Annotated in this window: 25 protein-coding genes; 14 read left to right on the plus strand and 11 right to left on the minus strand. The window is 69.1% G+C overall.

All coding sequences use genetic code 11. The features are described 5' to 3' along the window. Window positions 1-9: 9 nt before the first annotated feature. Window positions 10-177 (plus strand): hypothetical protein, encoded by a 168-nt coding sequence (locus AB0M51_RS30935; protein ID WP_363751599.1) that lies wholly within the window; start codon window positions 10-12, stop codon window positions 175-177. On the opposite strand, the gene AB0M51_RS30940 is transcribed toward AB0M51_RS30935, so the two are convergent. The 7 genes from AB0M51_RS30940 to AB0M51_RS30970 all read right to left on the minus strand — a co-directional run bounded on the left by AB0M51_RS30940 (window position 174) and on the right by AB0M51_RS30970 (window position 6,365). Further along, window positions 174-1,133, minus strand: coding sequence for an ATP-binding cassette domain-containing protein (locus tag AB0M51_RS30940; RefSeq protein ID WP_344193213.1), 960 nt, complete (start codon window positions 1,131-1,133; stop codon window positions 174-176). The two genes, AB0M51_RS30935 and AB0M51_RS30940, sit on opposite strands and share 4 nt — an antisense overlap. Window positions 1,134-1,136: 3 nt before the next feature. After that, window positions 1,137-1,952, minus strand: a complete 816-nt coding sequence (locus AB0M51_RS30945) for an ABC-2 family transporter protein (protein WP_344193211.1) — start codon at window positions 1,950-1,952, stop codon at window positions 1,137-1,139. Next, window positions 1,945-2,742 (minus strand): ABC-2 family transporter protein, encoded by a 798-nt coding sequence (locus AB0M51_RS30950; protein WP_344193208.1) that lies wholly within the window; start codon window positions 2,740-2,742, stop codon window positions 1,945-1,947. The genes AB0M51_RS30945 and AB0M51_RS30950 overlap by 8 nt, the downstream gene beginning before the upstream one ends. A 235-nt stretch (window positions 2,743-2,977) precedes the next feature. Beyond that, entirely contained in the window at window positions 2,978-3,817 is an 840-nt protein-coding gene (locus AB0M51_RS30955; RefSeq protein WP_344193205.1) for an alpha/beta hydrolase, read from the minus strand. Between the two features lie 87 nt (window positions 3,818-3,904). Beyond that, window positions 3,905-4,774, minus strand: a complete 870-nt coding sequence (locus tag AB0M51_RS30960; RefSeq protein WP_344193203.1) for a PD-(D/E)XK nuclease family protein — start codon at window positions 4,772-4,774, stop codon at window positions 3,905-3,907. A 14-nt stretch (window positions 4,775-4,788) separates the two neighbouring features. After that, the gene (locus tag AB0M51_RS30965) at window positions 4,789-5,394 is read right to left on the minus strand and encodes a MarC family protein (protein WP_209696011.1); all 606 of its coding nucleotides are present in this window, start codon (window positions 5,392-5,394) and stop codon (window positions 4,789-4,791) included. A gap of 8 nt (window positions 5,395-5,402) precedes the next feature. Continuing rightward, window positions 5,403-6,365, minus strand: a complete 963-nt coding sequence (locus tag AB0M51_RS30970) for a PHP domain-containing protein (RefSeq protein WP_344193198.1) — start codon at window positions 6,363-6,365, stop codon at window positions 5,403-5,405. Between the two features lie 22 nt (window positions 6,366-6,387). On the opposite strand from AB0M51_RS30970, the gene AB0M51_RS30975 reads away from it, so the two are divergent. Next, window positions 6,388-6,783 carry an NUDIX domain-containing protein gene (locus AB0M51_RS30975; RefSeq protein WP_344193196.1) on the plus strand — a complete coding sequence of 132 codons (396 nt, stop codon included), beginning with the start codon at window positions 6,388-6,390 and terminating at the stop codon, window positions 6,781-6,783. Window positions 6,784-6,787: 4 nt separating this feature from the next. Here the strand turns inward: AB0M51_RS30975 and AB0M51_RS30980 are convergent, their stop codons facing one another. Then, window positions 6,788-7,531: a helix-turn-helix domain-containing protein gene (locus tag AB0M51_RS30980; RefSeq protein WP_344193194.1), complete on the minus strand. Its 744-nt coding sequence runs from the start codon at window positions 7,529-7,531 to the stop codon at window positions 6,788-6,790. A gap of 87 nt (window positions 7,532-7,618) precedes the next feature. Here AB0M51_RS30980 and AB0M51_RS30985 point away from each other — a divergent pair, with 87 nt between their 5' ends. Both AB0M51_RS30985 and AB0M51_RS30990 read left to right on the plus strand, forming a co-directional pair. Then, entirely contained in the window at window positions 7,619-8,428 is an 810-nt protein-coding gene (locus AB0M51_RS30985; protein WP_344193192.1) for an SDR family oxidoreductase, read from the plus strand. 16 nt (window positions 8,429-8,444) lie between these two features. Beyond that, window positions 8,445-9,206, plus strand: a complete 762-nt coding sequence (locus AB0M51_RS30990; RefSeq protein ID WP_344193190.1) for a GNAT family N-acetyltransferase — start codon at window positions 8,445-8,447, stop codon at window positions 9,204-9,206. On the opposite strand, the gene AB0M51_RS30995 is transcribed toward AB0M51_RS30990, so the two are convergent. Beyond that, the gene (locus AB0M51_RS30995) at window positions 9,170-9,577 is read right to left on the minus strand and encodes a DUF4267 domain-containing protein (protein ID WP_344193188.1); all 408 of its coding nucleotides are present in this window, start codon (window positions 9,575-9,577) and stop codon (window positions 9,170-9,172) included. The genes AB0M51_RS30990 and AB0M51_RS30995 overlap by 37 nt on opposite strands. Window positions 9,578-9,668: 91 nt before the next feature. Between AB0M51_RS30995 and AB0M51_RS31000 the strand changes: the two genes are divergently transcribed. Next, window positions 9,669-10,247: a TetR/AcrR family transcriptional regulator gene (locus tag AB0M51_RS31000; RefSeq protein ID WP_363751605.1), complete on the plus strand. Its 579-nt coding sequence runs from the start codon at window positions 9,669-9,671 to the stop codon at window positions 10,245-10,247. A gap of 93 nt (window positions 10,248-10,340) precedes the next feature. On the opposite strand, the gene AB0M51_RS31005 is transcribed toward AB0M51_RS31000, so the two are convergent. After that, complete coding sequence (locus AB0M51_RS31005) at window positions 10,341-10,916, minus strand: histidine phosphatase family protein (RefSeq protein WP_344193182.1); 576 nt, start codon at window positions 10,914-10,916, stop codon at window positions 10,341-10,343. Between the two features lie 104 nt (window positions 10,917-11,020). Here AB0M51_RS31005 and AB0M51_RS31010 point away from each other — a divergent pair, with 104 nt between their 5' ends. The 6 genes from AB0M51_RS31010 to AB0M51_RS31035 are packed head-to-tail and all read left to right on the plus strand — an operon-like array spanning window position 11,021 to window position 18,497. Next, complete coding sequence (locus tag AB0M51_RS31010) at window positions 11,021-12,064, plus strand: LacI family DNA-binding transcriptional regulator (RefSeq protein ID WP_344193180.1); 1,044 nt, start codon at window positions 11,021-11,023, stop codon at window positions 12,062-12,064. A gap of 12 nt (window positions 12,065-12,076) precedes the next feature. After that, complete coding sequence (locus tag AB0M51_RS31015) at window positions 12,077-13,372, plus strand: sugar ABC transporter substrate-binding protein (protein ID WP_363751608.1); 1,296 nt, start codon at window positions 12,077-12,079, stop codon at window positions 13,370-13,372. Window positions 13,373-13,376: 4 nt separating this feature from the next. After that, window positions 13,377-14,318, plus strand: a complete 942-nt coding sequence (locus AB0M51_RS31020; RefSeq protein WP_344193177.1) for a sugar ABC transporter permease — start codon at window positions 13,377-13,379, stop codon at window positions 14,316-14,318. Further along, complete coding sequence (locus AB0M51_RS31025) at window positions 14,318-15,130, plus strand: carbohydrate ABC transporter permease (protein WP_344193175.1); 813 nt, start codon at window positions 14,318-14,320, stop codon at window positions 15,128-15,130. The genes AB0M51_RS31020 and AB0M51_RS31025 overlap by 1 nt, the downstream gene beginning before the upstream one ends. 10 nt (window positions 15,131-15,140) lie before the next feature. Continuing rightward, window positions 15,141-16,697, plus strand: coding sequence for a glucoamylase family protein (locus tag AB0M51_RS31030; RefSeq protein ID WP_363751611.1), 1,557 nt, complete (start codon window positions 15,141-15,143; stop codon window positions 16,695-16,697). Next, window positions 16,698-18,497 (plus strand): xylan 1,4-beta-xylosidase, encoded by a 1,800-nt coding sequence (locus AB0M51_RS31035; protein ID WP_363751612.1) that lies wholly within the window; start codon window positions 16,698-16,700, stop codon window positions 18,495-18,497. Here AB0M51_RS31035 and AB0M51_RS31040 read toward each other — a convergent pair. After that, a complete protein-coding gene (locus AB0M51_RS31040; RefSeq protein WP_363751614.1) occupies window positions 18,403-19,164 on the minus strand; it encodes a FadR/GntR family transcriptional regulator in 762 nt (253 codons plus the stop codon). The genes AB0M51_RS31035 and AB0M51_RS31040 overlap by 95 nt on opposite strands. A 178-nt stretch (window positions 19,165-19,342) precedes the next feature. Between AB0M51_RS31040 and AB0M51_RS31045 the strand changes: the two genes are divergently transcribed. The 3 genes from AB0M51_RS31045 to AB0M51_RS31055 are packed head-to-tail and all read left to right on the plus strand — an operon-like array spanning window position 19,343 to window position 22,363. Then, window positions 19,343-20,611, plus strand: a complete 1,269-nt coding sequence (locus tag AB0M51_RS31045) for a sugar ABC transporter substrate-binding protein (protein WP_363751616.1) — start codon at window positions 19,343-19,345, stop codon at window positions 20,609-20,611. Window positions 20,612-20,613: 2 nt separating this feature from the next. Further along, window positions 20,614-21,543 (plus strand): sugar ABC transporter permease, encoded by a 930-nt coding sequence (locus AB0M51_RS31050; RefSeq protein ID WP_344193163.1) that lies wholly within the window; start codon window positions 20,614-20,616, stop codon window positions 21,541-21,543. After that, window positions 21,533-22,363, plus strand: a complete 831-nt coding sequence (locus tag AB0M51_RS31055; protein ID WP_344193161.1) for a carbohydrate ABC transporter permease — start codon at window positions 21,533-21,535, stop codon at window positions 22,361-22,363. The genes AB0M51_RS31050 and AB0M51_RS31055 overlap by 11 nt, the downstream gene beginning before the upstream one ends. The last annotated feature ends 14 nt before the right edge of the window (window positions 22,364-22,377 follow it).

Below are 22,377 nucleotides of genomic sequence, written 5' to 3' on the forward strand. Positions count from 1 at the left end.
CTGAACGGTTTGCAGTACGTCGACATCGGGATTGCGGAGGCCAAGCGGCTGATCGCGGCCGGGGTCGGGACGGTGGACGAGGGGGAGTTCGCGGATTCGGTGCGGCGGTGGCGGGAGGATCCTGAGGGGATGGATCCGGAGATTGTCTTCGCCTCGTTGGCTGCTGATCTTGGCTAGTCGACGGAGCCGGGGACGGTGTAGAGCTGGGTGATGACGGACTCGATGGTGGGTTCGGAGACGGAGAGGTCGACGAGCGGGTAGTTGGCGGCGAGCTCGGCCAGTAACGGGGCGGCGCTGGTCGTGGTGGGGAAGGTCAGGTACTGGCGGGGGCCGTCGACCTTGGTGACGGTGGCGCCGGTGACCTCGACGGGTGGGAGTGAGGTGGCGAGGTCCACGATCAGGGTGCGCGGGGCGGACTGGCTGGACTTCAGGCCGCTGAGGGTGCCGTCGAAGATCTGGTGGCCGTGGTCGATGACCATCACGCGGGTGCAGAGCGCCTCGATGTCGTCGAGGTCGTGGGTGGTGAGGATGATCGTGGTACGCCGTTCCGCGTTCACCTCGGCGAGGAACTCGCGAAGCCGGGCCTTGCTGATCACGTCCAGCCCGATCGTCGGCTCGTCCAAGTAGACGATCTCCGGGTCGTGCAGCAGCGCGGCCGCGATGTCGCCGCGCATCCGCTGGCCCAGCGACAACTGCCGGACCGGGACGTCCAGCAGGTCGCGCAGGTCCAGCAGTTCGACGAACGTCGCCAGGTTCTCCCGGTGCCGCGCGAGTGGTACGTCGTACATCTTCTGCAGTACGGCGAACGAGTCCTTCAGCGGCAGGTCCCACCACAGCGTCGTCCGCTGCCCGAACACCACGCCGATCCGTTTCGCCAGCTTCAGCCGGTGCCTCGACGGGTCGACGCCGGCCACCCGGATCGTGCCGCCGGACGGCACCAGGATGCCGGTCAGCATCTTGATCGTGGTGGATTTCCCGGCGCCGTTCGGGCCGATGTACCCGACCACCTCCCCCGGCTCGACGGTGAACGACAGCCCGTCGACCGCCCGCACCTCACGGCGGGTACGCCGGAGCCCGGTCCGCGACGAGACCGTGAACGTCCGCGACACATCCTGCAACTCGATGACTGACACAGCTCAGCTCCCTGTACTGCGATAGCGACGAAGGCCGGCACGCCACCCGAGCGACGCCAGCCCGACCATCACCGCGGCGACCAGCGGCGACAGCAGACCGATCCAGGACGGCAACCCCAACGGCGCCGGCTTGCCCAGCACGAACAGCACCGGGTAATAGTTGACGAAGGCAAGCGGTACGACGAACGTGACGGCCCGGACGATCTCCTTGCCGAAGATCGTCAACGGGAACTGGGTCAGCGCCTGCCCGCCGTACGTCGCCGAGTTCGCCAGCTCGGCGGAGTCGATCGAGACGAACTGGAACGCGGCGCCGAGCACGAACAGCGACCCGAAGATGATCGCCCCGGTGACCACCGACACCACGAACACGATGCCGCGGGCAACCGACCAGTCGATGTCGACCTTGCTCAGGGCGATGGCCAGCACGGTCCCGGCCTGCAGCGGACGGCCCAGCCGGCGGAGCGCGAACCCGTCGGCCGCGGTCTGCAGCAGCGCCGGCACCGGCCGGATCAGGTACGCGTCGAACGCCCCGGTCCGGATCCGTTCGCCGACCCGCTCGACCGACCCGGTGATCAGGTCCGCGAGCCCGAGCGCCATCGAGGACGTTGCGTAGAGCAACGCCATCTGGCCGAAGGTGAACCCGCCGAACGCGGTGATGTGGCTGAACATCATCAGCACCGCGACGAAGTCGGTCAGGTTGACCAGCGTCGACCCGACCAGCATCAGCACGAACGACGCCGGGTACGCCAGCACGGACCGGATCCACATCACGATCAGCAGCCAGTACTGCGCCGGCGCCCGGAGCACCCGCTCAACCACCCTGGATCACCACCTTCCGGGTCGCGAGCGAGGTGACGAGCTGCGCGGTCAGCAGCAACACCAACAGCCAGCCCAGCTGGAAGAGCAGCGCCTGGCCGGTGCCGCCCGGGTTCCGGCCGAGCCAGATGTCGATCGGCACCTGCATCGTCGCGGCCCACGGCGTCGCGCGCGCGACCACACCGATCCAGCCGGGGAACGCGACCAGCGGGAGGATCGTGCCCGCGAAGAACAGCGACAGCACCAGCGCGAGCTGCTCCATCCCGCGCGAGTCCGTGATCCAGAACCCGGACAATGCGACCAGGTACCGGATCGTGAAGCTGACCACGATCCCGAGCACCAGCCCGGCCACCACCACCGGCCACAGCCACACACTGGAAGGGAACTTGAGGTCGAAGACCAGCGCACCGATCACCATCGGGATACCGCCGCGGGCGAGCAGCTGGAACACCGCGCGCCCGAGGTCGACCGACAGCCACCACAGCAGCAGCTGCGTCGGCCGGTACAGGTCGACCGCGATCTCACCGCTGCGGACCCGCTCCCCGAGTTCGTTCGTCGTGGTCGCGCCGAAGATCCCGACCGGCGCGAGCATCCCCTGCTGCAGCCAGACGAACGTCAGCGCGTCCGGTACGTCGTACCCGCCGAGCCCGGGCCGTTCGCGCCACAGCGTCAGGTACACGCCGCAGAGGATGAACCCGAAGACCGAGTTGGTGAACACGCCCGACACGGTGGCGATCCGGTACGTCGAGAACCGCCGGAAGGACCGTACGGCGATCGCCCAGTAGACACCCACCACTACCTCCTCTCGCACCGCAAAGGTGGTGTCCGAGAGCACAGCGGCACGCAGAACCGCCCCGGTTCGAGAACGACCCGGGGGTTCGGACACCACTGTGACGGCATGGTTGATCCACGCCGATTGTCAAGGCAGGAGAGGGACGGTACGCCGCCCCCGGCGCAATCGTCAAACAAATAACCGGTCCGGGCGCGGGACCCCTCAGACCCGCGCCCGGACCGGTGCCGGGGGAAACCTACAAGGTGTCGGTCTTGAGCAGCTGTGCGAGGTGGGTCGCGAACGGCGCCGGGTGGCTGGAGTAGCCGCCGTGCCCGCCCGGGAACATCACCACCGGCCAGCCGAGCTGATCGGCGATGACGCCGATCGGCCGCGCCGGCAGGTGCGCGTACGACTCCAGCCCGGCCGCCGGTACGACGCGGTCCGCGACCGCCTTCAGCGCCGGGAGATCCGGGACGTACCGGGTGTACGGCAACAGCTTGTGCTCGTAGAAGTTGGCCGCGTTCGCCTGCATCCGCTCCGCGAGCTCGCGGTACTCCGGCAGCAGGTCGACCATCGGTGGCATCGCGTCGCCGTCCATCCCGGTGCCCATCATGAACACCACGTCGGCCGCGGTCAGCCCGTCCTCGTGGTACGTGCTGCAGACCTCCTCGAAGAACGCCCGCGCGTCGGCGGCGTCCGCGAGTACCTCGGTGCACAGCGGCTCGTGCGCGACGAGCATCCGGACCCGATCGGGGTGCCGGGTGATCAGTTCGAGGCCGGTGATCGCGCCGGAGCCGCTGCCGAACACGTCGGCCGGCTCGTCACCGGCGACCGCGTCGATCAGTGCGAGCGCGTCGGCGGCCGACTGCGCGACGGATTCGTCCGCCGGTTTCCCGTCGTACCGGCTTCGCGAGTTGCCGCGCGGGTCGTACGTCACGACCGTGTACTCCGCCGCGAGCTGTCCGACGATGCCGGAGTAGACGCCCGCGTCCGCCCCGTCGCCGGCGATCAGCAGCAGCACCGGGCCCGATCCGGCGATCTCGTAGTGCAGCGTCGCCCCCGGCACCGCCAGCTTGTTCACAGTCTTCGCACCCATGCTTCCGAACCCCTTTCGTCCACCCTCAGGGTTCACCCACCCGCTGGCACCGCACGCACACGGCGCTGACATGCCGCCCGACAGCGGTCAGCCTGCGTCGGCTACCGGGGTCTGGTCGCCGTCGTCGAGGCCTGCCCACGGGTCCCGGGTCGGGGACTCGCGGCGGCCCTGGGGGCAGATCTTGGCGAAGTCGCACCAGCCGCACAGGGGCGACGGCTCGGGCGGGAAGGCCTCGTCGGCCTCGGCCGGGGTCAGGCCTTCGGCCCACCGGGCCTCGGCGGCGGCCGCGTCGTCGGCCATCGACTCGGCGCGTTTCTGGTGCCGGGCAAGCGACGCGTCGTCGTGGTCGGCGGCCGCGATGGTGTTGGTCGGCAGATGGTGCAGCTCGACCCGCGTGCACGGCTTGTGCAGCACCCGCCGGGCCCCGAGCACGTACAGCGCCATCGCCAGCGAGGAGCGCGCGTCGACGGAGGTCAGCGGACGCCGACCGGTCTTGTAGTCGACGATCGCGAGCTCGGTGCCGCCGCTGCCGTCCCGCGCCGGGCGCTCGTCGATCCGGTCCACCCGGCCGCGCAGGGACGCCCGCTCGGTGGTGAAGGCGACGGTGCGCTCCACGCCGCGGGGTTCGTAGTACGGATCGGAGTCCCGCAGGTACCCGAGGACCATCTCGGTCGAGCGGTCGCGCCAGTCCAGCGACTGCTGCTCGTCGCGGAACCCTTCGCTCCGCCAGCTCGACCGCATCTTCGCCACCACCTCGTCCGGCGTCCGGCGGGACGCGGGCCAGCGGCCGAAGAAGTCCGCCAGTACCTCGTGGACGATCGCGCCGACCGTGTTGTGCGCCCACGGCGGCCCCTTCGGCGGGCGCGGCGTCTCGAGGTACGTGTACCGGTACTTCCGCTTGCAGTCGGCGAACGTCAGCAGCTTCGTCGGCGTCGCGACGAACAGCCGGGTCGGCATCCCAGGAAGCATGCTCACCCCGCCTTGATGAAGTCGCGGACGGCCCCGGCGACCAGTTGGACGGCGATCGCACTCAGCAGCAGGCCGGCGATCCGGGTGATCAGCAGTACGCCGTTCTCGCCGAGGATCCGCATGATCACGCCGGAGAACCGCAACGTCAGCCACATCACCAGATGGATCGCGACGATCCCGGCCGAGATCGCGACCACGTCCGGCAGCGAACCGTTGGCGCGCTGCACGAACACCATCGTCGCGACGATCGCACCCGGGCCGGCGAGCAGCGGCGTACCGAGCGGGACGAAGGCGATGTTCACGTTCTTGGTCTGCACCGGGTCCTCGGCCGTGTCGGTCAGCAGCTGCAGCGCGATCAGCAGGAGCAGCAGGCCGCCCGCGCACTGCAGCGCCGGCAGCGTGATGCCGAGGTGCTTCAGGATCTGCTGCCCGAACGCGGCGAACACCACGATCACGCCGAACGCGACCAGCACCGCCTGCCAGGCCGCCTTCTTCCGCACCGCGCGGGACTGCCCGGCGGTCAGCGAGATGAACAACGGGACCGTGCCCGGCGGGTCCATGATCACGAACAGCGTGACGAAGACCGACGTGAACAGCCCGACGTTCATGACACCGCTCACGGGAGGTAGGCCTCGGGTACCGCGGCGTCGGCGGAGACGGCGTTGGCCTTGGCGATCTCGAGCAACCGGTCGAACTGCTCCGGCTCGGTGCTGTTCACGCCGAGGTCGTGGTCGATCTTGCCGAGACCGTGGTGGTCGCTGGAGCCGGTGTAGATCATGCCGAGGTTCCGCGCGATCGCGCGCAGCGCCTCCCGGGACTCCGGCGAGTGGTCCTGGTGGTCGACCTCGATCCCCGCCAGGCCGTGGTCCTGGACCAGCCGGCCGAGGGTGTCCTCGGTCATCACCTTGTAGCTCGATCGGCCCCACGGGTGGGCGATCACCGGGACGCCGCCGGCCTCCCGGACCAGGTCGATCGCGTGGCCCGGCTCGAGCGCGTAGTGCGAGACGTGGCCGGCGCGCCCGTCGGCGAGGTACTTGTCGAAGGCCTCGGTGCGGTTCGCCACGGTGCCGTTCGCGACCAGGGCGTCGGCGACGTGCGGGCGGCCGACCGACGGCGTACCGGTCGCCTGGGCGAGCACTTCCTCGACGGTGAGCGGTACGCCGATGCTGTTCAGCCGGGCGACGATCGCCGGGATCCGGTCGGTACGGCCCTCGCGAACGATCCGCAGGTCCTTCGCGAGCGGCGCGTACGACGGGTCCGGCAGGTACCCGAGCAGGTGCACGCTGATCCCGTTCAGCTTGCAGGAGATCTCCAGCCCCGGCACGAACCCGATCCCCAGCTCCTCGGCGGCGCGCCGCGCCTCGGCCCAGCCGTCGGCGGTGTCGTGGTCGGTGAGCGCGATCACGTCGAGCCCGGCCTGCTGCGCGTGCCTGATCAGGACGTCCACCGGGTCGGTGCCGTCCGAACGGTTCGAGTGGGTGTGCAGGTCGATGCGCACGAGCTGGCCTAGTCCCTTCGCGGGGTCGGTGTCACCGCTGATGCTATCCGCGTTCACCGACGAGGCCTGGTAGTTGTACACAGAGCCTCTATCCTTCGGGTGCATGGAGCGCGTCGACTGTGTTGGGGCCCTGGTGTACGACGAGCAGCACCGGCTCCTCGTCGTACGTCGTGCGAACGAGCCGGGGCGGGGACTGTGGTCGATCCCGGGCGGGCGCGTCGAACCCGGCGAGGACGACCCGGCCGCGGTCGCGCGGGAGGTGGCGGAGGAGACCGGGCTGAGGGTCGTCGTCGGCGACCTGGTCGGCGAGGTGGAACGCCCGGGGCCGCGGGGGCAGCTGTACGTGATCCGCGACTACGAGGCGACGGCCGTCGGCGGGACACTCACGGCCGGCGACGACGCGTCCGATGCCCGGTTCGTCACGCGGTCGGAGTTCATCTCGCTGCCGACCACGAGTCTGCTGGTTTCCACGTTGGAGCAGTGGAACGCGTTGCCCTAGGCCCTCAGCAGGTGCTGAGTGGGACGTTTCCGGTGGCGTAGGCCCGTGGGGTGACGTGCATGAGGGCGCGGAAGTCGGCGATCAGGTGCGACTGGTCGGTGTAACCGGCGTACGCCGCGGTGTCGGCCCAGGAGTGGCGGGTGCCGATCACCCTGCGTACGCGGGCGATCCGCGCGAAGTGCTTCGGCGAAACACCCACCGCCTGGCGGAACACGCGCCGCAGATACCGCTCGCTGACCCCGAGCCGGGCCGCAGCCGCATCCACTCGCCGGCAAGCGGCGTCCACCGGCGAGATCGCCGCGCCGGGCGGCGGGGCCGTCAGCTCCGTGGCCGCATCGCGGACCAGCACCACTTGGGTCGGCAGCCGCGACGGCAGCCGGGCAATCAGGTAGTCCTGCAGGACCTGCGCCGCCTGGTCGGGCTCGTGGCGGTAGGTGACGAGTTCGTCGGCGAGTGTGGTTGCCGAGCGGCCGCAGAGGGCGTGGAGTGGTACTACCTGGTCGACCAACTGGTCCGGCGACGTGCCCAGCAGCGGGATGACCCCGCCCGGGCGGATCCGCAGGCGAACGCAGACCGGCAGGTCCTTGGTCGGGTGGTACGCCGCCGACGTACGCGGGCCTGCAACCAGTACGTCGCTGTCGCCGGCTGGTGTCATCCGCCAGACCACCGTGGTCGCCGGGTCGGGCGGGAGGACGGTGATCGGCGTGGTCGCCGGCGTCAGCGTGACGGTCTCGATCCACGGGTGCACGCTTCGAGCGTAACCAGCCGGCGGGCGCGTTCCGTAGTACCGAAAGTTCCTATCCCCGGTCGCCGGACCGTCGGCAAGGTGGCGGGCATGATTCTGGTTACGGGTGCGACCGGCACCATCGGCAGTGAACTCGTCCGGCAACTGGAGGCCCGCGGGGCGCCGGTGCGCGGCATGACCCGGAAGCCCCACGACTCCTTCGTACAGGGCGACTTCGACGACCCGGACTCGTTGCGGAAGGCAATCGACGGGACGGACACGGTGTTCGCGCTGACCGCGCCCGGTCCGTGGGTCCCGGCGCACGACCGGGCGCTGGTCGACGCGGCGGTGGACAGCGGCGTACGGAAGATCGTGAAGCTGTCGGCGATCGGCAGCACCGACGAGCAGATGCCGGCGAACTGGCACGCGGCCGGCGAGCGCGCCGTCCGGGAGAGCGGACTGACCTGGACGATCCTGCGGCCCGCCGGGTTCGCCTCGAACGTGCTGCGCTGGCTCCCCGCGATCGAGGCCGGGCACCCGATCCCGAACCAGACCGGTGACGGCAGGCACGCCTTCGTGGATCCGCGCGATGTCGCCGCGGTCGCCGCGGAGGTGCTGCTGTCGGATCACCACGAGCAGACCTACACACTGACGGGCCCCGAACTCCTGAGCGTCCCCGACCAGGTCGCGGTGCTCTCCGACGTACTCGGATCACCGTTGAGCGTGGTCGACGTACCGCCGGAGATCTACGCGGAGCAGCTCCGCGCCGCCGGGCTGGACGAGGCGGTCGTGACGGTCGCCCTCCGCGGTGCCGAGCTGATCCGCTCGGGCGGCGAGGAGACCGTCACCGACGACGTCGAACGCGTCCTCGGCCGGCCCGCGGGCACCTTCCGGGAATGGGCTCGCGACTTCTTCGGCTGACCCCCAGACTGGGCGGATGGACGTCGTACGGGCGATCGAGGAGAACGCGGCCGGGCTACTGATGGCGATGGGCGCGGCGGGCGGCGGCTCACAGCGCGCCGACGACCGCGCGACCTGGACGATCGGTGGGTCGCCCATCGATTACCACAACGCCGTCGTCCGCGCGTCCGGCTCCGACGTGATCGCGGAATCCCTTGCGGAGTTGAAGAAGTACGACGTCCCGGGCACCTGGCACGTCGGTCCGTCGATGGACATCGACCGTACGGCGCTGACCGCGGCCGGTTTCACGCCCGCCGGGTCGGAGCCGGGCATGGCCGTACGGATCGCCGAACTCGAGGCGCCCCGCGACGTACCAGGGCTGTCGATCACGCGGGTCGCGGACGACAACGCGCTGGCAGTGTGGGAGGCGACGCTCGGGCAGGGGTTCGGCGAGGGCGAGCGTGAGGCGCGGTGGGTGGCGTCGACGTACCGGAAGCTCGGGTACCGCGACCCGTGGCGGCACTACCTCGCCCGGCTCGACGGCGCGCCGGTGGGGACCGCCACGGTGTTCCTCGGCGCGGATGTCGCCGGGCTGTACTTCGTGATGACCCTCCCCGCTGTGCGACGCCGCGGGATCGGGGCGGCCGTCACGTACGGCGTACTCCGGGACGCCGGCCCGGAGTACGCCGTACTCGGATCGTCCGCGGCCGGGCGCCCGGTGTACGAGTCGCTCGGGTTCCGCGAGTACTGCACGATCGACTTCTACGAGTGGACCGGCTCGAGCACCTCGGCCGACTGACGCTCGCGGATCAGGAGGAACGCGTCGAACAGCATCACGAGCGCGGTCAGTCCGTGCACGCCGAGCGCGGTGGCGGCCGGGCCGCCGTGGGTGAAGACCGTGATCATGTCGGTGATCGGGATCAGCGCGGTGATCGCCATCAGGATGCCGGTGGCGCGGCGCTGGCCGAGCGCGAACAGCGTGAGCAGGTTCAGCCCGAGGACGATGTCGCGGATGCCCTTCACCGCGAAGTACCCGGCGGCGACGCCGGTCGGCCACTCGGCGATGCCGAAACTCGGGGCGGCGGTGTGCCCGGCGACCAGGAACTGGGTGCCGAACGTGAGCGGGAAGACGCCGAGCAGGACGGTCAGGACGGTGGTGAAGCGGCGCATCGTGAAACTCCTCTGATCTAGCAGCGCTAATTTTCCTAGCGATGCTAACCCTGTCGTCGCTAGATTGTCTAGCGGTGCTAGTATTCGATCCATGCCGACGACGTCACGCCGCGAGCGGGCCCGCGAGGAGCGCCGTGAGCTGATCCTGCGTACCGCCCGCGAGCTGGCCGAGACCGACGGCTGGGACGCGGTCACCACCCGCAGGCTGGCCGAGGCCGTCGACTACAGCCAGCCCGTGCTCTACGGCCACTTCAAGAACATGAACGCGATCTCCGACGCCGTCGCGCTCCAGGGCATCGCCGAGCTGACCGACGTACTGCGCGAAGCTCGTGAGGCCGGCGGGCTACCCGCTCTGGCGCACGCGTACCTCGACTATGCGGCCGATCACCCGGCCGTCTACGAGGCGATGTTCGTCCGCCCGACGGCACTGTCCTTCGGTACGCCGGACAGCCCCGCCGCACTGAAGTCCGCGTTCGACCAGTTCGTCGCCGCCGTCGAACCGTTCGCCGACGGCGACACGGAGACCCTCGCCGAAGTGCTGTGGAGCGCCCTCCACGGCCAAGCCGTCCTGAACCAGACCACCCGCCTCCGCCCCACCCACCGCCACGCCCGCGCAGACACCCTCGTCTCCCGCCTTTCCGGAACTTTTTCGGCACCTACTGGCAACTAAGTTCCGAAAAGCCGGGCCCAAGGCCGCGTGGAGCTCGACGGCCGGATCCACCTCGTTCGACACCAGCGGTGGCGGGACCTCGACCGGAACGGGTCAGCTGTTCCAGTGGAGGATGGCGGGGGCGTCGCGCTCCCAGCCGAGGGTGGAGATGGTGGCGGTGTCGAGGACGAAGTGACGGCCTTCGGTGACCGGGAGTTCGAGCCAGCGGGCGGTCAGCGACCGGAGGGCGTGCGAGTGCCCGAAGACCAGGACGTCGCCGGGGACCGCGGCCAGGCGGGCGTTGACGCGGTCGAGGCGGGCGGCGACCTGCTCGGGCGTCTCGCCGTTCGGGACGGGGCTGTCCCAGATCGTCCAGCCGGGCGCGGTCTTGCGGATGTCGGCGGTGGTGATGCCCTCGTAGTCGCCGTAGTCCCACTCGGCCAGATCCTCGTCGACCTGCGCGTCCGGAAAGCCGGCTAGTTCCGCCGTACGCCGGGCGCGTTGCCGCGGTGAGGTCAGCACCAGGTCGAAGGACTCCCCCGCCAGCCGTTCCTTCAGACTCGCGGCGACGCGCTCGCCCTCGGGCGTCAGCGGGAGGTCGGTGACGGACGTGTGCCGCCCGGACCTGCTCCACTCGGTTTCCCCGTGCCGGACCAGGAAGACCCGGTCCACTCGCTCCTCTGTGGTCACGCGTGCATCCTCTCAGACCCACCACGAGGTCTTGACCGTTCGAACGATCCAGGGCAAGGTACTCAAACTGTAAGCGCTTCCACTTTCGCCCAGGAGCGACCCCGATGCCTACCGGACCCACTGGCCGGCCGGCGACGATCTACGACGTCGCGGCCCGCGCGAAGCTGTCGATCGCGACGGTCTCGCGCGTCCTGCAAGGGACCGGACCGGTGTCGGCGAAGGCACGGGCGCGGGTGGACCAGGCTGCGCAGGAGCTGAACTACGTACCGCTGCGGGCCGCCCGGAGCCTCGCCGTCCAACGGCACGAAGCGCACGGTCTGGTCCTGCCCGACCTGGCCGGTCCGTTCTACGCCGACTGGTTGATGGGGTACGAGCGCTGGGCCGGCGAGCACGGCCAGAGCGTCGTCATCACGGTCATGCACGGCAACCCGGATCCACGCCGGAGCGTCCGCGACCTGGCCAGCCGGGTCGACGGGATCGTTGTCCACGGCAACGCATTGGACCTGGCCACGATCCAGGACCTGCGCGGCGCCAGAGTTCCGGTCGTGCTGGTCGCCCACGCACCGGTGGCCGGCTGCGACTCGGTCCGCAGCGAGAGTGCGGGCAGCGCGGAGCAACTGACCACGCGACTGCTCGACCACGGCCGGACGAACCTGCTCTTCGTCGGCGACCCGGACGGTTCGTACGACGTTTCCGAGCGGTACGTCGGGTTCGCGAAAGCCCTGCGGAACCGGGGACTGGAGGCACCGGCACCCGCGCGCGTCCCGCTGACCGAAGTGGGAGGCCGGCAATTCGCCGAAACGGTGCTCCAGGCAATCAAATCCGGCCGCGGCCGCCCGGACGGGCTGGTGTGCGCGAACGACGAACTGGCGCTCGCCGCGATGACCACACTGACCTCGCACGGCGTCGGCGTACCCGACGACATCGTGGTGACCGGGTGGGACGACGTGATGGCGGCGCGGTACGTGTCGCCGGGGTTGACGACGGTGCGGCAGCCGATGGCCGAGTTGGGGCGGACGGCGGCGGAGCGGCTGCACGAGCGAGTGACCGGGGTGCGCACGCGGGCGCGGAACGACGTACTGGCAACACAACTGGTGCTGCGGGACAGCTGCGGCACCAACCGGGGGATGCACGCAGTAACCGAGTGAGGGAGTCAGCACATGTTCACCCACAGCATCCGCCGCCGGCTGGTGATCGGCAGCGCTGCACTGACCGCGGCGGCGCTCGCGCTCGGCGGTTGCGGCCGCTCGAGCGACACCGGCACCGGCTCCGGTTCGCAGCCGACCACGACGGTCAGCGAAGGACCGGCGACCGGCAACCTGACCGTCTGGGCGATGGGCACCGAGGGCGAGAACCTGCCCAAGCTGATCGACCAGTTCAAGCAGGCGAACCCGGGCGTCAACGTGACCGTGACGCCGATCCCGTGGGACGCCGCACACGACAAGTTCACCACCGCGATCGCCGCGGGTAAGCCACCGGACGCCGCGATGGTCGGCACCACCTGGATGGGCGAGTTCGCCGACCTCGGCGCGCTCGACCCGACACCGCAGGGCTTCGACAACTCCGGCTTCTACGAGGGCGCGCTCGACACGACGAAGGTCGGCGGGACGCAGTACGGCGTGCCTTGGTACGTCGAGACGCGGCTGGTGTTCTACCGCAAGGACCTGGCCGCGAAGGCCGGCTTCAGCACCCCGCCGACGGACTGGGACGGCCTGAAGGCGATGGCCAAGGCGATGAAGGAGAAGGCCGGCGCGAAGTACGGCATCAACCTGGGCGTCGGGGCCGGCTCGTGGCAGGTCGTGATGCCGTTCGCCTGGTCGGCGGGCGCAAGCATCACGGATGCGGACCAGAAGAAGTTCACGTTGGACAGCCCGGAAATGCAGGAGGGGCTGAAGTACTACAAGAGCTTCTTCACCGACAAGCTGGCCGGGACGGACCTGCCGCCGAACCAGACCGAGGCGCAGTTCGTCAACGGGCAGGTGCCGATGTTCATCTCCGGTCCGTGGATGGCGGGCTCGGTGGCCAAGGCCGGCGGAGACGCGATCAAGCCGAACATCGGCGTGTTCCGAATGCCGAAGAACAAGACGTCGACGTCGTTCGTCGGCGGGTCGGACTTCGTGGTGTTCAAGTCGTCGAAGAACAAGGACAGCGCGTGGAAGCTGGTCAAGTTCCTGTCCGACTCGAAGACGCAGGCCGCCTGGTTCAAGATGTCGTCGGATCTGCCCGCCGTGAAGAGCGCCTGGCAGGACCCGAGCATCGCCTCGGATCCGTTGCTGCCGGTGTTCGGTCAGCAGCTGGAGGACGCCAAGGCGCCGCCGGCGATCGTGAACTGGGAGCAGGTCGCGACCGCGTTCGACGCGGAGACCGAGAAGATGGTCCGGAAGAACGTGTCTCCCGCCGACACCGCCAAGGCGATCCAGTCGAAGGCGACGGCGATCGGTACCGGCGGCAGCTGATCAGATGACCCTCGTCACCGAGAAGGAGCCCCGGGCGGTACGGCGGTCCGCCTCGCCCGGGCGTCCGCGGCAGCGAGCCGGTCGCGAGGCCGTCGCTGCCTGGGTACTCGTGCTGCCGTTCGTGGTCCTGTTCCTCGCGTTCACAGCGGGCCCGGTGCTCGGCTCGCTCGGAATGAGCTTCACCGACATCCGGCAGCGGGACCTGCGGACGCCGTTCGCCGTGAACGGGGTCGGGTTCGACAACTACGCCAAGGCACTGTCGGACGAGACGTTCCGCAAAGCGGCGTTCAACACCGCGTACTTCGTCGTGCTCGGCGTGCCGCTGACGCTGGTGGTCGCGCTGGCCGCGGCGGTGCTGCTGGACCGTGGGGTCAAGCGGTTCCAGGCACTGTTCAAGGTCGGCTACTACCTGCCGGTCGTGACCTCGATCGTCGCGATCGCGGTGATCTGGCGGTTCGTGCTGTCGCCGGACAACGGTCTGGTGAACACCGTGCTCGGCTGGTTCGGCATCCAGGGACCGAACTGGCTCGGGTCGACGACCTGGGCGATGCCGTCGTTGATCGCGATGGCTGTCTGGCGGAACTTCGGGTCCGCGATGATCATCTTCCTGGCCGGGCTGCAGGGCATCCCGCAGTCCGTGGAGGAGGCCGGTCAGCTCGACGGTGCGGGCTCCTGGCAACGGTTCCGGTACCTGATCGTGCCGCTGCTCCGCCCGACGATCCTGTTCACCACTGTCACCACCGGGATCGGGTACCTGCAGTTCTTCGAGGAGCCGATGGTGATGACCCAGGGCGGGCCGCTGGACAGCACGACGTCGGTCTCGATGTACGCCTACCAGCAGTTCGGTTTCGGCAACTACGGTCTCGCGACGTCGATGGCGTACATCCTGTTCGTCGTCATCGCGGTGGTCACGTTCATCCAGTTCCGGCTGCTGAGGGAGAAATGATGCGCCGAACCTGGTGGATCTACCTGATCGGAGTACTCGGGCTGGTCGCGGTCGCGGCGCCGTTCCTGTGGATGGTGCTCGGCAGCTTCAAGACGCAGGGCGAGCTGTTGCGGGTGCCGCCTACCTGGTGGCCGCAGGAGGCGACCACGCAGAACTACGGGGAGCTGTTCAGCAAGGCGAACTTCCCGCGGTACTTCCTCAACTCGGCGTTGGTCGCCCTGGCCGTGACGGCCGGCAACCTGACGTTCTGCTCGATGATCGGGTACGCGCTCGCGAAGCTCCGTTTCAAGGGACGCAACGCGCTGTTCGTCCTGGTCATGGCGACCCTGATGATCCCGGGCATGGTGACGTTCGTGCCGCTGTTCGTGCTGGTCACGAACGCCGGCCTGGCGAACTCGTACCCGGGGCTGATCCTGCCGTTCCTGGTCTCGCCGTTCGGCGTGTTCCTGATGCGGCAGTTCTTCCTCGGGCTGCCCGACGACCTGATGGACGCCGGCCGGGTCGACGGGACCAGCGAGCTCGGGATCTTCGCCCGGATCATGCTGCCGCTGACCCGCCCGGCGCTGGCCACGCTCGGCATCCTCACGTTCCTCGGATCGTGGAACAACTTCCTCTGGCCGCTCGTGATCGCCCAGACCGAGGACAAGTACACCCTGCCCGTCGCCCTCGCCCTGTACTCCACCGGACAGAACGCGCAGAACTACGGCCTGTTGATGGCCGGCGCGGTCGTGGTCGTCGTACCGGTGCTCGTCATCTTCCTGGCGTTCCAGCGGCATGTGACCAAGGGCATCGCCATTACCGGACTCAAGTAGGAGACCTCAGATGACCGCCTTCATCAGTCGTCGTACTCTGCTCGCTTCCACCGGAGCAATCGGCCTTGCGGGGGTCGCATCACCCGCATTCGGAGGAACAACCAACAGCCGTTGGGTTCCCAGCCCTGCCGACCGGGCTCTCGTGGGGCGATGGGCGCGGGACACCTGGCGCAGCATCGTTGCCATGACGGACGAGCGGACAGGGCTGCCCGCCGACAACATCGGAGAGTCCGTCAGCAACCCGGTGCGCAGCAACTACACCTCGCCGACCAACATCGGCGGCTATCTGTGGAGCACGGTCGTCGCCAAACACCTCGGGATCATCTCGCCGCGGGAGTCGTTGCGCCGGATCACGCAGACGCTGACGACGATGAAGAACGCCGTGCACCACGTGCCGAGCGGAATGTACTTCAACTGGTACGACGAGGCGACCGGCGAGGTGCGGTACGTCGATCCCGACGGCACCCGGCCGATCACGCCGTTCGTGTCCAGCGTCGACAACGCCTGGTTCGCCTGCGCGCTGATGGTCGTGCGGAACGCGGAGCCCGGCGCCCGCGCCCTCGCGGACCTGTTGCTGAACCGGATGAACTTCAAGTACTACTACAACCCCGCGGCCCGCCCGGGGGGCCTGATGCGCGGCGGCTTCTTCGAGACCCCGCCGCCGGACGAGGAGACCGACAAGGGCAACCACGCCGGCGTCGGCCCGGACGTGTACTACCGCAAGTTCCACTACGACACCTGCAACACCGAGGCCCGGATCGCCGGTTACGTCGGGTTCGCGCTCGACCAGGTCCCGCACACGCAGTACTTCGCGACGTACCGCACCTTCCCCGACACGTGCGACTGGTCGTGGGTGGAGCAGAAGCCGAAGGGCGTGCACCGGACGTACCTCGGCCTGGACGTCTTCGAGGGCACGTACGAGTACCGCGGGATGCGGCTGGTGCCGTCCTGGGGCGGTGACATGTTCGAGTCGCTGATGCCGGACCTGTTCGTACCGGAGGCGACCTGGGCGCCGCGCAGCTGGGGCATCAACCACCCGCTGACGGTGCGCGCGCAGATCGAGCACGGGCTGGACGACGCGAAGTACGGCTACTGGGGCTTCTCCCCCGCGTCGAACCCGAAGGGCGGGTACTCCGTCTACGGCGTCGAGCCGATCGGGATGGACCCGGGCGGCTACCCGTCCGACCTCGAGGGCACGAACTACGACGCGGGCTTCGAGGGCTGCCGCGAAGGCACCAACCCGAACCCGGCGTACGGCGACGGTGTGGTCACCCCGCACGCGGCGTTCCTCGCGATGGCGTACGCACCGCGGCAGGCGATCGACAACCTCAGCAAGATCGAGGACACGCTGCACGCGTACGGCGCCGGCGGGTTCTACGACTCGGTCGCGACGAAGTCCGGGCTGATCGCCAAGCGGTACCTGTCGCTCGACCAGGCGATGGTGATGGGTGCGATCGGCAACGTGTTCGGCAACGACCTGATCCGGCGGAGCTTCGCGAGCCGGACGGTAGAGCAGCGGATCCGGCCGTTGATCGCGATGGAACAGTTCGAGTCGGGAGTTCTGTAGATGCAGGAAGACGCCAAGACCGACTGGGACGAACGGATCGCCCTTCGCAGTGACGAGGAGCGCGCGTTCGCCTTCCCGGAGCTCGATCCGCCGAAGGAGATCAGGGCGGTCGGCGGCGTCGGCCAGGTGACGATCGACTGGTCGCCGGTGGACGGCGCGGCCGGCTACCTGATCCTTCGCGGAGCCGGTGCGCACGGTCCGCTGGAACCGGTCGACCACCACAGCGGCGACGTGCTCTCGGTCCCGTCGCCGCCGTACGTCGACACCACGTGCACTCCGGGTACGCCGTACCGCTACGCGGTCGCGAGCGTGCCCGAGGTGACCGCCCACGGACGGCCGAGCCACACCGTCGGCGCCGTACCGCTGGTTGCCGGGAGCATCTCCCCGACCGTCACCGTGACCGTCGACGTGGTTGCCGAGGGCACCGAGCTGGCGAAGCCGTGGACACCGATGATCGGCAGTGAACGGCTGAGTCAGCTGCTCTGCAAGGACTTGACCGGCGGCCACGAGATCGGCGCCGAACTCGAGGACGCGCTGCGCCGGGTGCACGACGAGCTCGGCGTCCGGACGGTGCGCGCACACGCGATCTTCCACGACGACACCCACGTTGTCGATGGCGACGCCTACGACTTCTCGGTCGTCGACCAGATCTACGACAAGCTGCTCGGGATCGGGCTGCGGCCGGTGGTCGAGCTCGGGTTCATGCCGCGCGAGCTGGCGAGCGACCCGGACCGGACGATCTTCGGGTACGGCGCGATCATCTCGCCGCCGGCGTCGTACGAGCGCTGGCACGGCCTGGTGCGGGCCCTCGTCCAGCACCTCGTCGACCGGTACGGGCTGGACGAGGTGCTGACCTGGGACTTCGAGGTGTGGAACGAGGCCAACCTCGAGGTGTTCTGGTCCGGCACGAAGGCCGAGTACCTGCACCTGTACGACGTGTCCGCAGCCGCCGTGAAGTCCGTCGATCCACGCCTGCAGGTCGGCGGCCCGTCGTCGGCCGCGGCCGGATGGGTCGACGACCTGCTGGCGCACGCGGCACAGCACGACACCCCGGTGGACTTCGTGTCGACGCACACCTACGGCAGCCCGCCGCTCGACGTACGGGCGTCATTGGAGCGGCACGGGTTCCCGGACGCGCGGGTGCTGTGGACCGAGTGGGGCGTGACGCCGACGCACTTCAACCCGATCAACGACTCGGTGTTCTCCGGGGTGTTCCTGCTCCGCGGCATGCGGTCCGCGGCCGGCCGGATCGACGCGCTCTCGTACTGGGTCGCCTCCGACCACTTCGAGGAACTCGGCCGGCCGCCGCGGCTCCTGCACGGCGGGTTCGGGTTGCAGACCGTCGGCGGCCTGCGGAAACCGCGGTACCACGCACTGACCCTGCTCAGCCGCCTCGGGCCGGTCGAGCTGCCGGTCACGTACGACGGTGACGGCGGCGGCAGTCTCGTCGAGGCGTGGGCGTCCCGCGACCGCGACCGGATCGCCGTACTGCTGTGGAACCTGACACTCGACCAGACCAAAGCCGCCGGCGATCGTGCGCTGACCAGAGCGGTGCGCGTCCAGTTCCCCGGCGTGGACCCGACCTGGCAGGTCAGCACCACCGCGCTCGCCATCGGCACCGCGGACGTCGCCACCGCCGCCGCGGGTCTTCCCGACTGGCCGAGCGACGCGGAGCTGGCCGACCTGGCCGAGCGGACGCAGCTGGTCACAGCCGCTGCCGAATGGGACGGATCGTCGGTCGAGGTGACGCTGCCGATGCCGTCCGCAGTACTGCTGGAGCTGCGTCCGGCTCGGGACTGACCATCTCGTTCAGCCAGCGCTCCACGCCGGCGATGTGGACGGTCGCCCAGGCTCGGGCGACCTCCGGTTCGCGGGCGGCGATCGCGTCCAGGATCGAGCGGTGCTCCGCCAGCGAGCGGTGCACCGCTCCGGTCTGGGTCAGGCCGCGCCAGATCCGGGCCCGGTAGGTCGGTTGCCGCAGGCTCTCGATGATCGAGGCCAGTGCCCGGTTGCCGCTGCCGATCGCGAGCAGCCGGTGGAACTCCACGTCGCAGGCCAGCTGGTCGTCCGCCGACGGGTCCTCGCCGAGGTCGTCGAGCAGTGCGCGCATCGCGGTGACCTCGGTGTCCGGCATCCGCAGCGCCGCCCGGGCGGCCGCGGCCGGCTCGAGGATCCGGCGTACCTCGAAGAACTCCAGCACCGAGGCGTCCTGTTGCAGGTCCAGGACGAACGCCATCGTCTCCATCAGCAGCGCCGGGTCCAGGCTGGTCACGTAGGTGCCGTCGCCCTGCCGGACCTCGAGGACCCGGATCAGCGCCAGCGCCTTGACCGCCTCGCGCAGCGAGTTCCGGGACAGGCCGAGCCGCGCGGCCAGGTCGGCCTCCCGCGGCAGCCGGTCGCCGGGCTGCAGTTCGCCGCTCACGATCATCTGCTTGATCGCCTCGATCGCGGTATCGGTGACCGCCACAGCATCCCTCCCAACCCCTGATAGGTCCGATGTATCCGGACCATACATCGGACGTCTAGGTCGACCGCTAGAGCGTGGCGCCTTCGTTTTCTTCCTGAAATAAGGTGCCGAGCTGTTGACTCCGCTCAAAGATCCAACATATTGATCGGATGACTCACAGCTTTCCTTGGAGGTCAGGATGAGAGGAAGACCAGCGCGGGCACGCCGCTGGCTGACCGCGGCCGGCGCGGTGCTGGCCCTGACCGCCGTGGCCGCCTGCGGTGGCGGGAACGGCGGCAGCAGCGGGTCCGGGTCGGCCGACAAGGCCGATCTGACCTGGCAGTTCTGGATCGGCGGTACCGCGGACCAGGCGGCGTGGCAGAAGGTCGCCGACCAGGCGCACGTCGATCACTCCGGCATCACCGTCAAGCTCCAGGGCACGGACTGGAACAACTACTGGTCCAAGATCGGCACCCTGCTGGCCAGCGGCAAGGCGCCGTGCATCATCGGCATGCAGTCGCTCCGGCTGGCGTCGTACGCGAACGCGATGCTGCCGCTCGACGACCTGATGAAGAAGTACGGGCTCAAGGCCGGGGACTTCGACAAGCCGATCATGGACGGCCTGAAGTCGGACGGGAAGCAGATCGCGATCCCGTACGACTCCGGCCCGATGGTGATCTTCTACAACAAGGACCTGTTCAAGGCCGCCGGCGTCCCGGACCCGAAGCCCGGCTGGACGATGGACGAGTTCGAGGCCGCCGCGAAGAAGCTCACGACCGGGGGCCGGACCGGCCTGGTGACGTCGCCCGGAGATCTCGGTGTGACTTCCTGGGTACGGACGCTGACCGGCGCGGAGCCGCTCGCCGACGGCAAGCTCAACCTCACCGACCAGAAGTTCGTCGACGGGTTCACGACGTACGCGAACTTCGTCCGGACCGACAAGATCGCGCCGCAGGTGCCGTCCGGCAACGGCGACTTCGAGACCACCCAGTTCACCTCGGGCAAGTCCGCGATGCAGCTGAACGGGCCGTGGTCGCTGATCGACACCCTCGGCAAGGTCAAGTTCAACCTCGGGATCGCGCCGATCCCGGCCGGGCCGGACGGGTCCAAGACCTTCACGGCCGGCTCCGGGTTCGGGATCTCCCGGTCCTGCAAGACGCCGGACGCCGCGTTCCAGGCGATCATGTCGATGACCAGCGAGAAGCCGCTGACCACGCTGGCCTCGGCGGGCCGCGCGTACCCGGCCCGGACCGCCGCGCACCCGGCCTGGTTCACCGCCGCCAAGATCCCGGAGGCCAAGGAGGTCATCGAGTACGCGTCGGAGCACTCGGTCCCGCTGGTCACCTCGAAGAACTGGGTCCAGGTCAACGACCTGCTCACCCGGTTCGGCACCCAGGCGCTGAACGGTGAGATCCCGCCGGACCAGGCGCTGAAGACCATCCAGGACCAGGCGGGCGCTGGGTCCTGATGGTGACCGTGAACGAAACCGTCGCCCCGGCCGAGAGTGTTCGGCCGGGGCGCCGGCCCGCGCTTCGCAAGGACGGCCGGTACGCGTCGGTGTTCCTCGCCCCGAGTCTCGGCGGGCTGGCCCTCTTCACGCTGTTCCCGACCGCGATGGCGCTCGCGATCAGCCTGTTCGACTGGCCGGTGTTCGGCGACCGGAAGTTCCTCGGCTTCGGCAACTACTCGCACCTGCTGGGCGACCCGGTGTTCCGCCGCGTGGTCCTGAACACCGCGCTGTTCGTGGTGCTGTACGTACCGCTGAACGTGATCGTCTCGCTCGGGCTGGCCACCTGGCTCGGCCCGAAGATCAAGGGCCGGCAGGCGTTCCGGGTGCTGTTCTTCATCCCGGTGATGACCCCGATGGTCGCGAACGTGATGGTCTGGCGGCTGCTGTTCCAGCCCGGCGGACTGCTCGACGCCGGCCTCGGCAGCTGGTTCGGGATCCACGCGCCGAACTTCCTCGGCTCCTCGAACTGGGCGATGCCGGCGATCGTCGCGATGTCGATCTGGCAGGGGTTCGGGTACAACTTCCTGGTCTTCTCCGCGGCCATCGACCAGGTGCCGCAGTCCCAGCTGGAGTCCGCGCAGATCGACGGCGCCGGCCCGTTCCAGCGGTTCCGGTACGTCACCTGGCCGATGATCACGCCGTCGCTGTTCTTCGCCACCACGATGACGCTGATCACGTCGTTCCAGGTGTTCGCGCAGCCGTTCATCCTCACCCAGGGCGGTCCGGGTGTCGCCACCCAGACGATCGTCATGTACGTCTACAACCAGGGCTGGCAGTTCCTCAGCATGGGACTCGCGTCGGCGGCCGGATGGGTGCTGTTCGTGATCATCATGGGCATCACCGCGATCCAGTTCGTCGGCCAGCGGAAGTGGGTCAACTATGACGTCTGAGAATCTCCGCCGGGTGGTCTCCCACGTCCTGCTGGTCGCGGTCGCGATCGTCTTCCTCGGCCCGCTGGTGTACGCCGTCTCCACGTCGCTGAAGCCCGCGGACGAGGTGTTCACGCCGACGCCGCACCTGTTCGGGTCGCAGATCCGCTGGCAGAACTACGCCGACGCGTTCACGTTCGCGCCGTTCGGCAAGTACTTCCTGAACAGCCTGTTCGTCGCGGTCACCGGGACGCTGGTCGTGGTGTGCGCGTCGAGTATGTCGGCGTACGCCTTCGCGCGGCTGAAATTCAGGGGCCGGGAGCAACTGTTCGTGCTGTTCCTCGGTACGCTGATGGTGCCGCAGGAGGTGCTGATCGTGCCGATGTACTGGCTGATGCAGTCGCTCGGCTGGGTGGACAGCTACTGGGCGCTGATCCTGCCGTGGGCGTTCACCGCGTTCGGGACGTTCCTGCTGCGGCAGTTCTTCCTGACCGTCCCGGCCGAGCTCGAGGAGGCGGCCCGGGTGGACGGGTGCGGGCCGTTCCGCTCGTTCCTGCGGATCATGCTGCCGCTCGCACGGCCCGCGATCGCCGTACTGACCGTCTTCACCTTCATCAGTTTCTGGGGCAGCTTCCTGTGGCCGTTGATCATCGTGAACAGCGTCGAGGACAAGGGCACCGTCCCGCTCGGCCTGGCGCAGTTCGTCGGCCAGCAGGGCACCCAGTGGAACCTGATGATGGCCGCATCGGTGATGGCAATGGTGCCCACCGTGCTGCTCGTCGTCCTGCTGCAGAAACACCTCGTCCGCGGCCTGCTCGTCACCGGACTGGGTGGCCGCTAATCCTAAGGAGAAAC

This window comes from Kribbella sp. NPDC051137, from assembly GCF_040682535.1.
GTDB classification, from domain to species: Bacteria; Actinomycetota; Actinomycetes; order Propionibacteriales; family Kribbellaceae; genus Kribbella; species Kribbella karoonensis.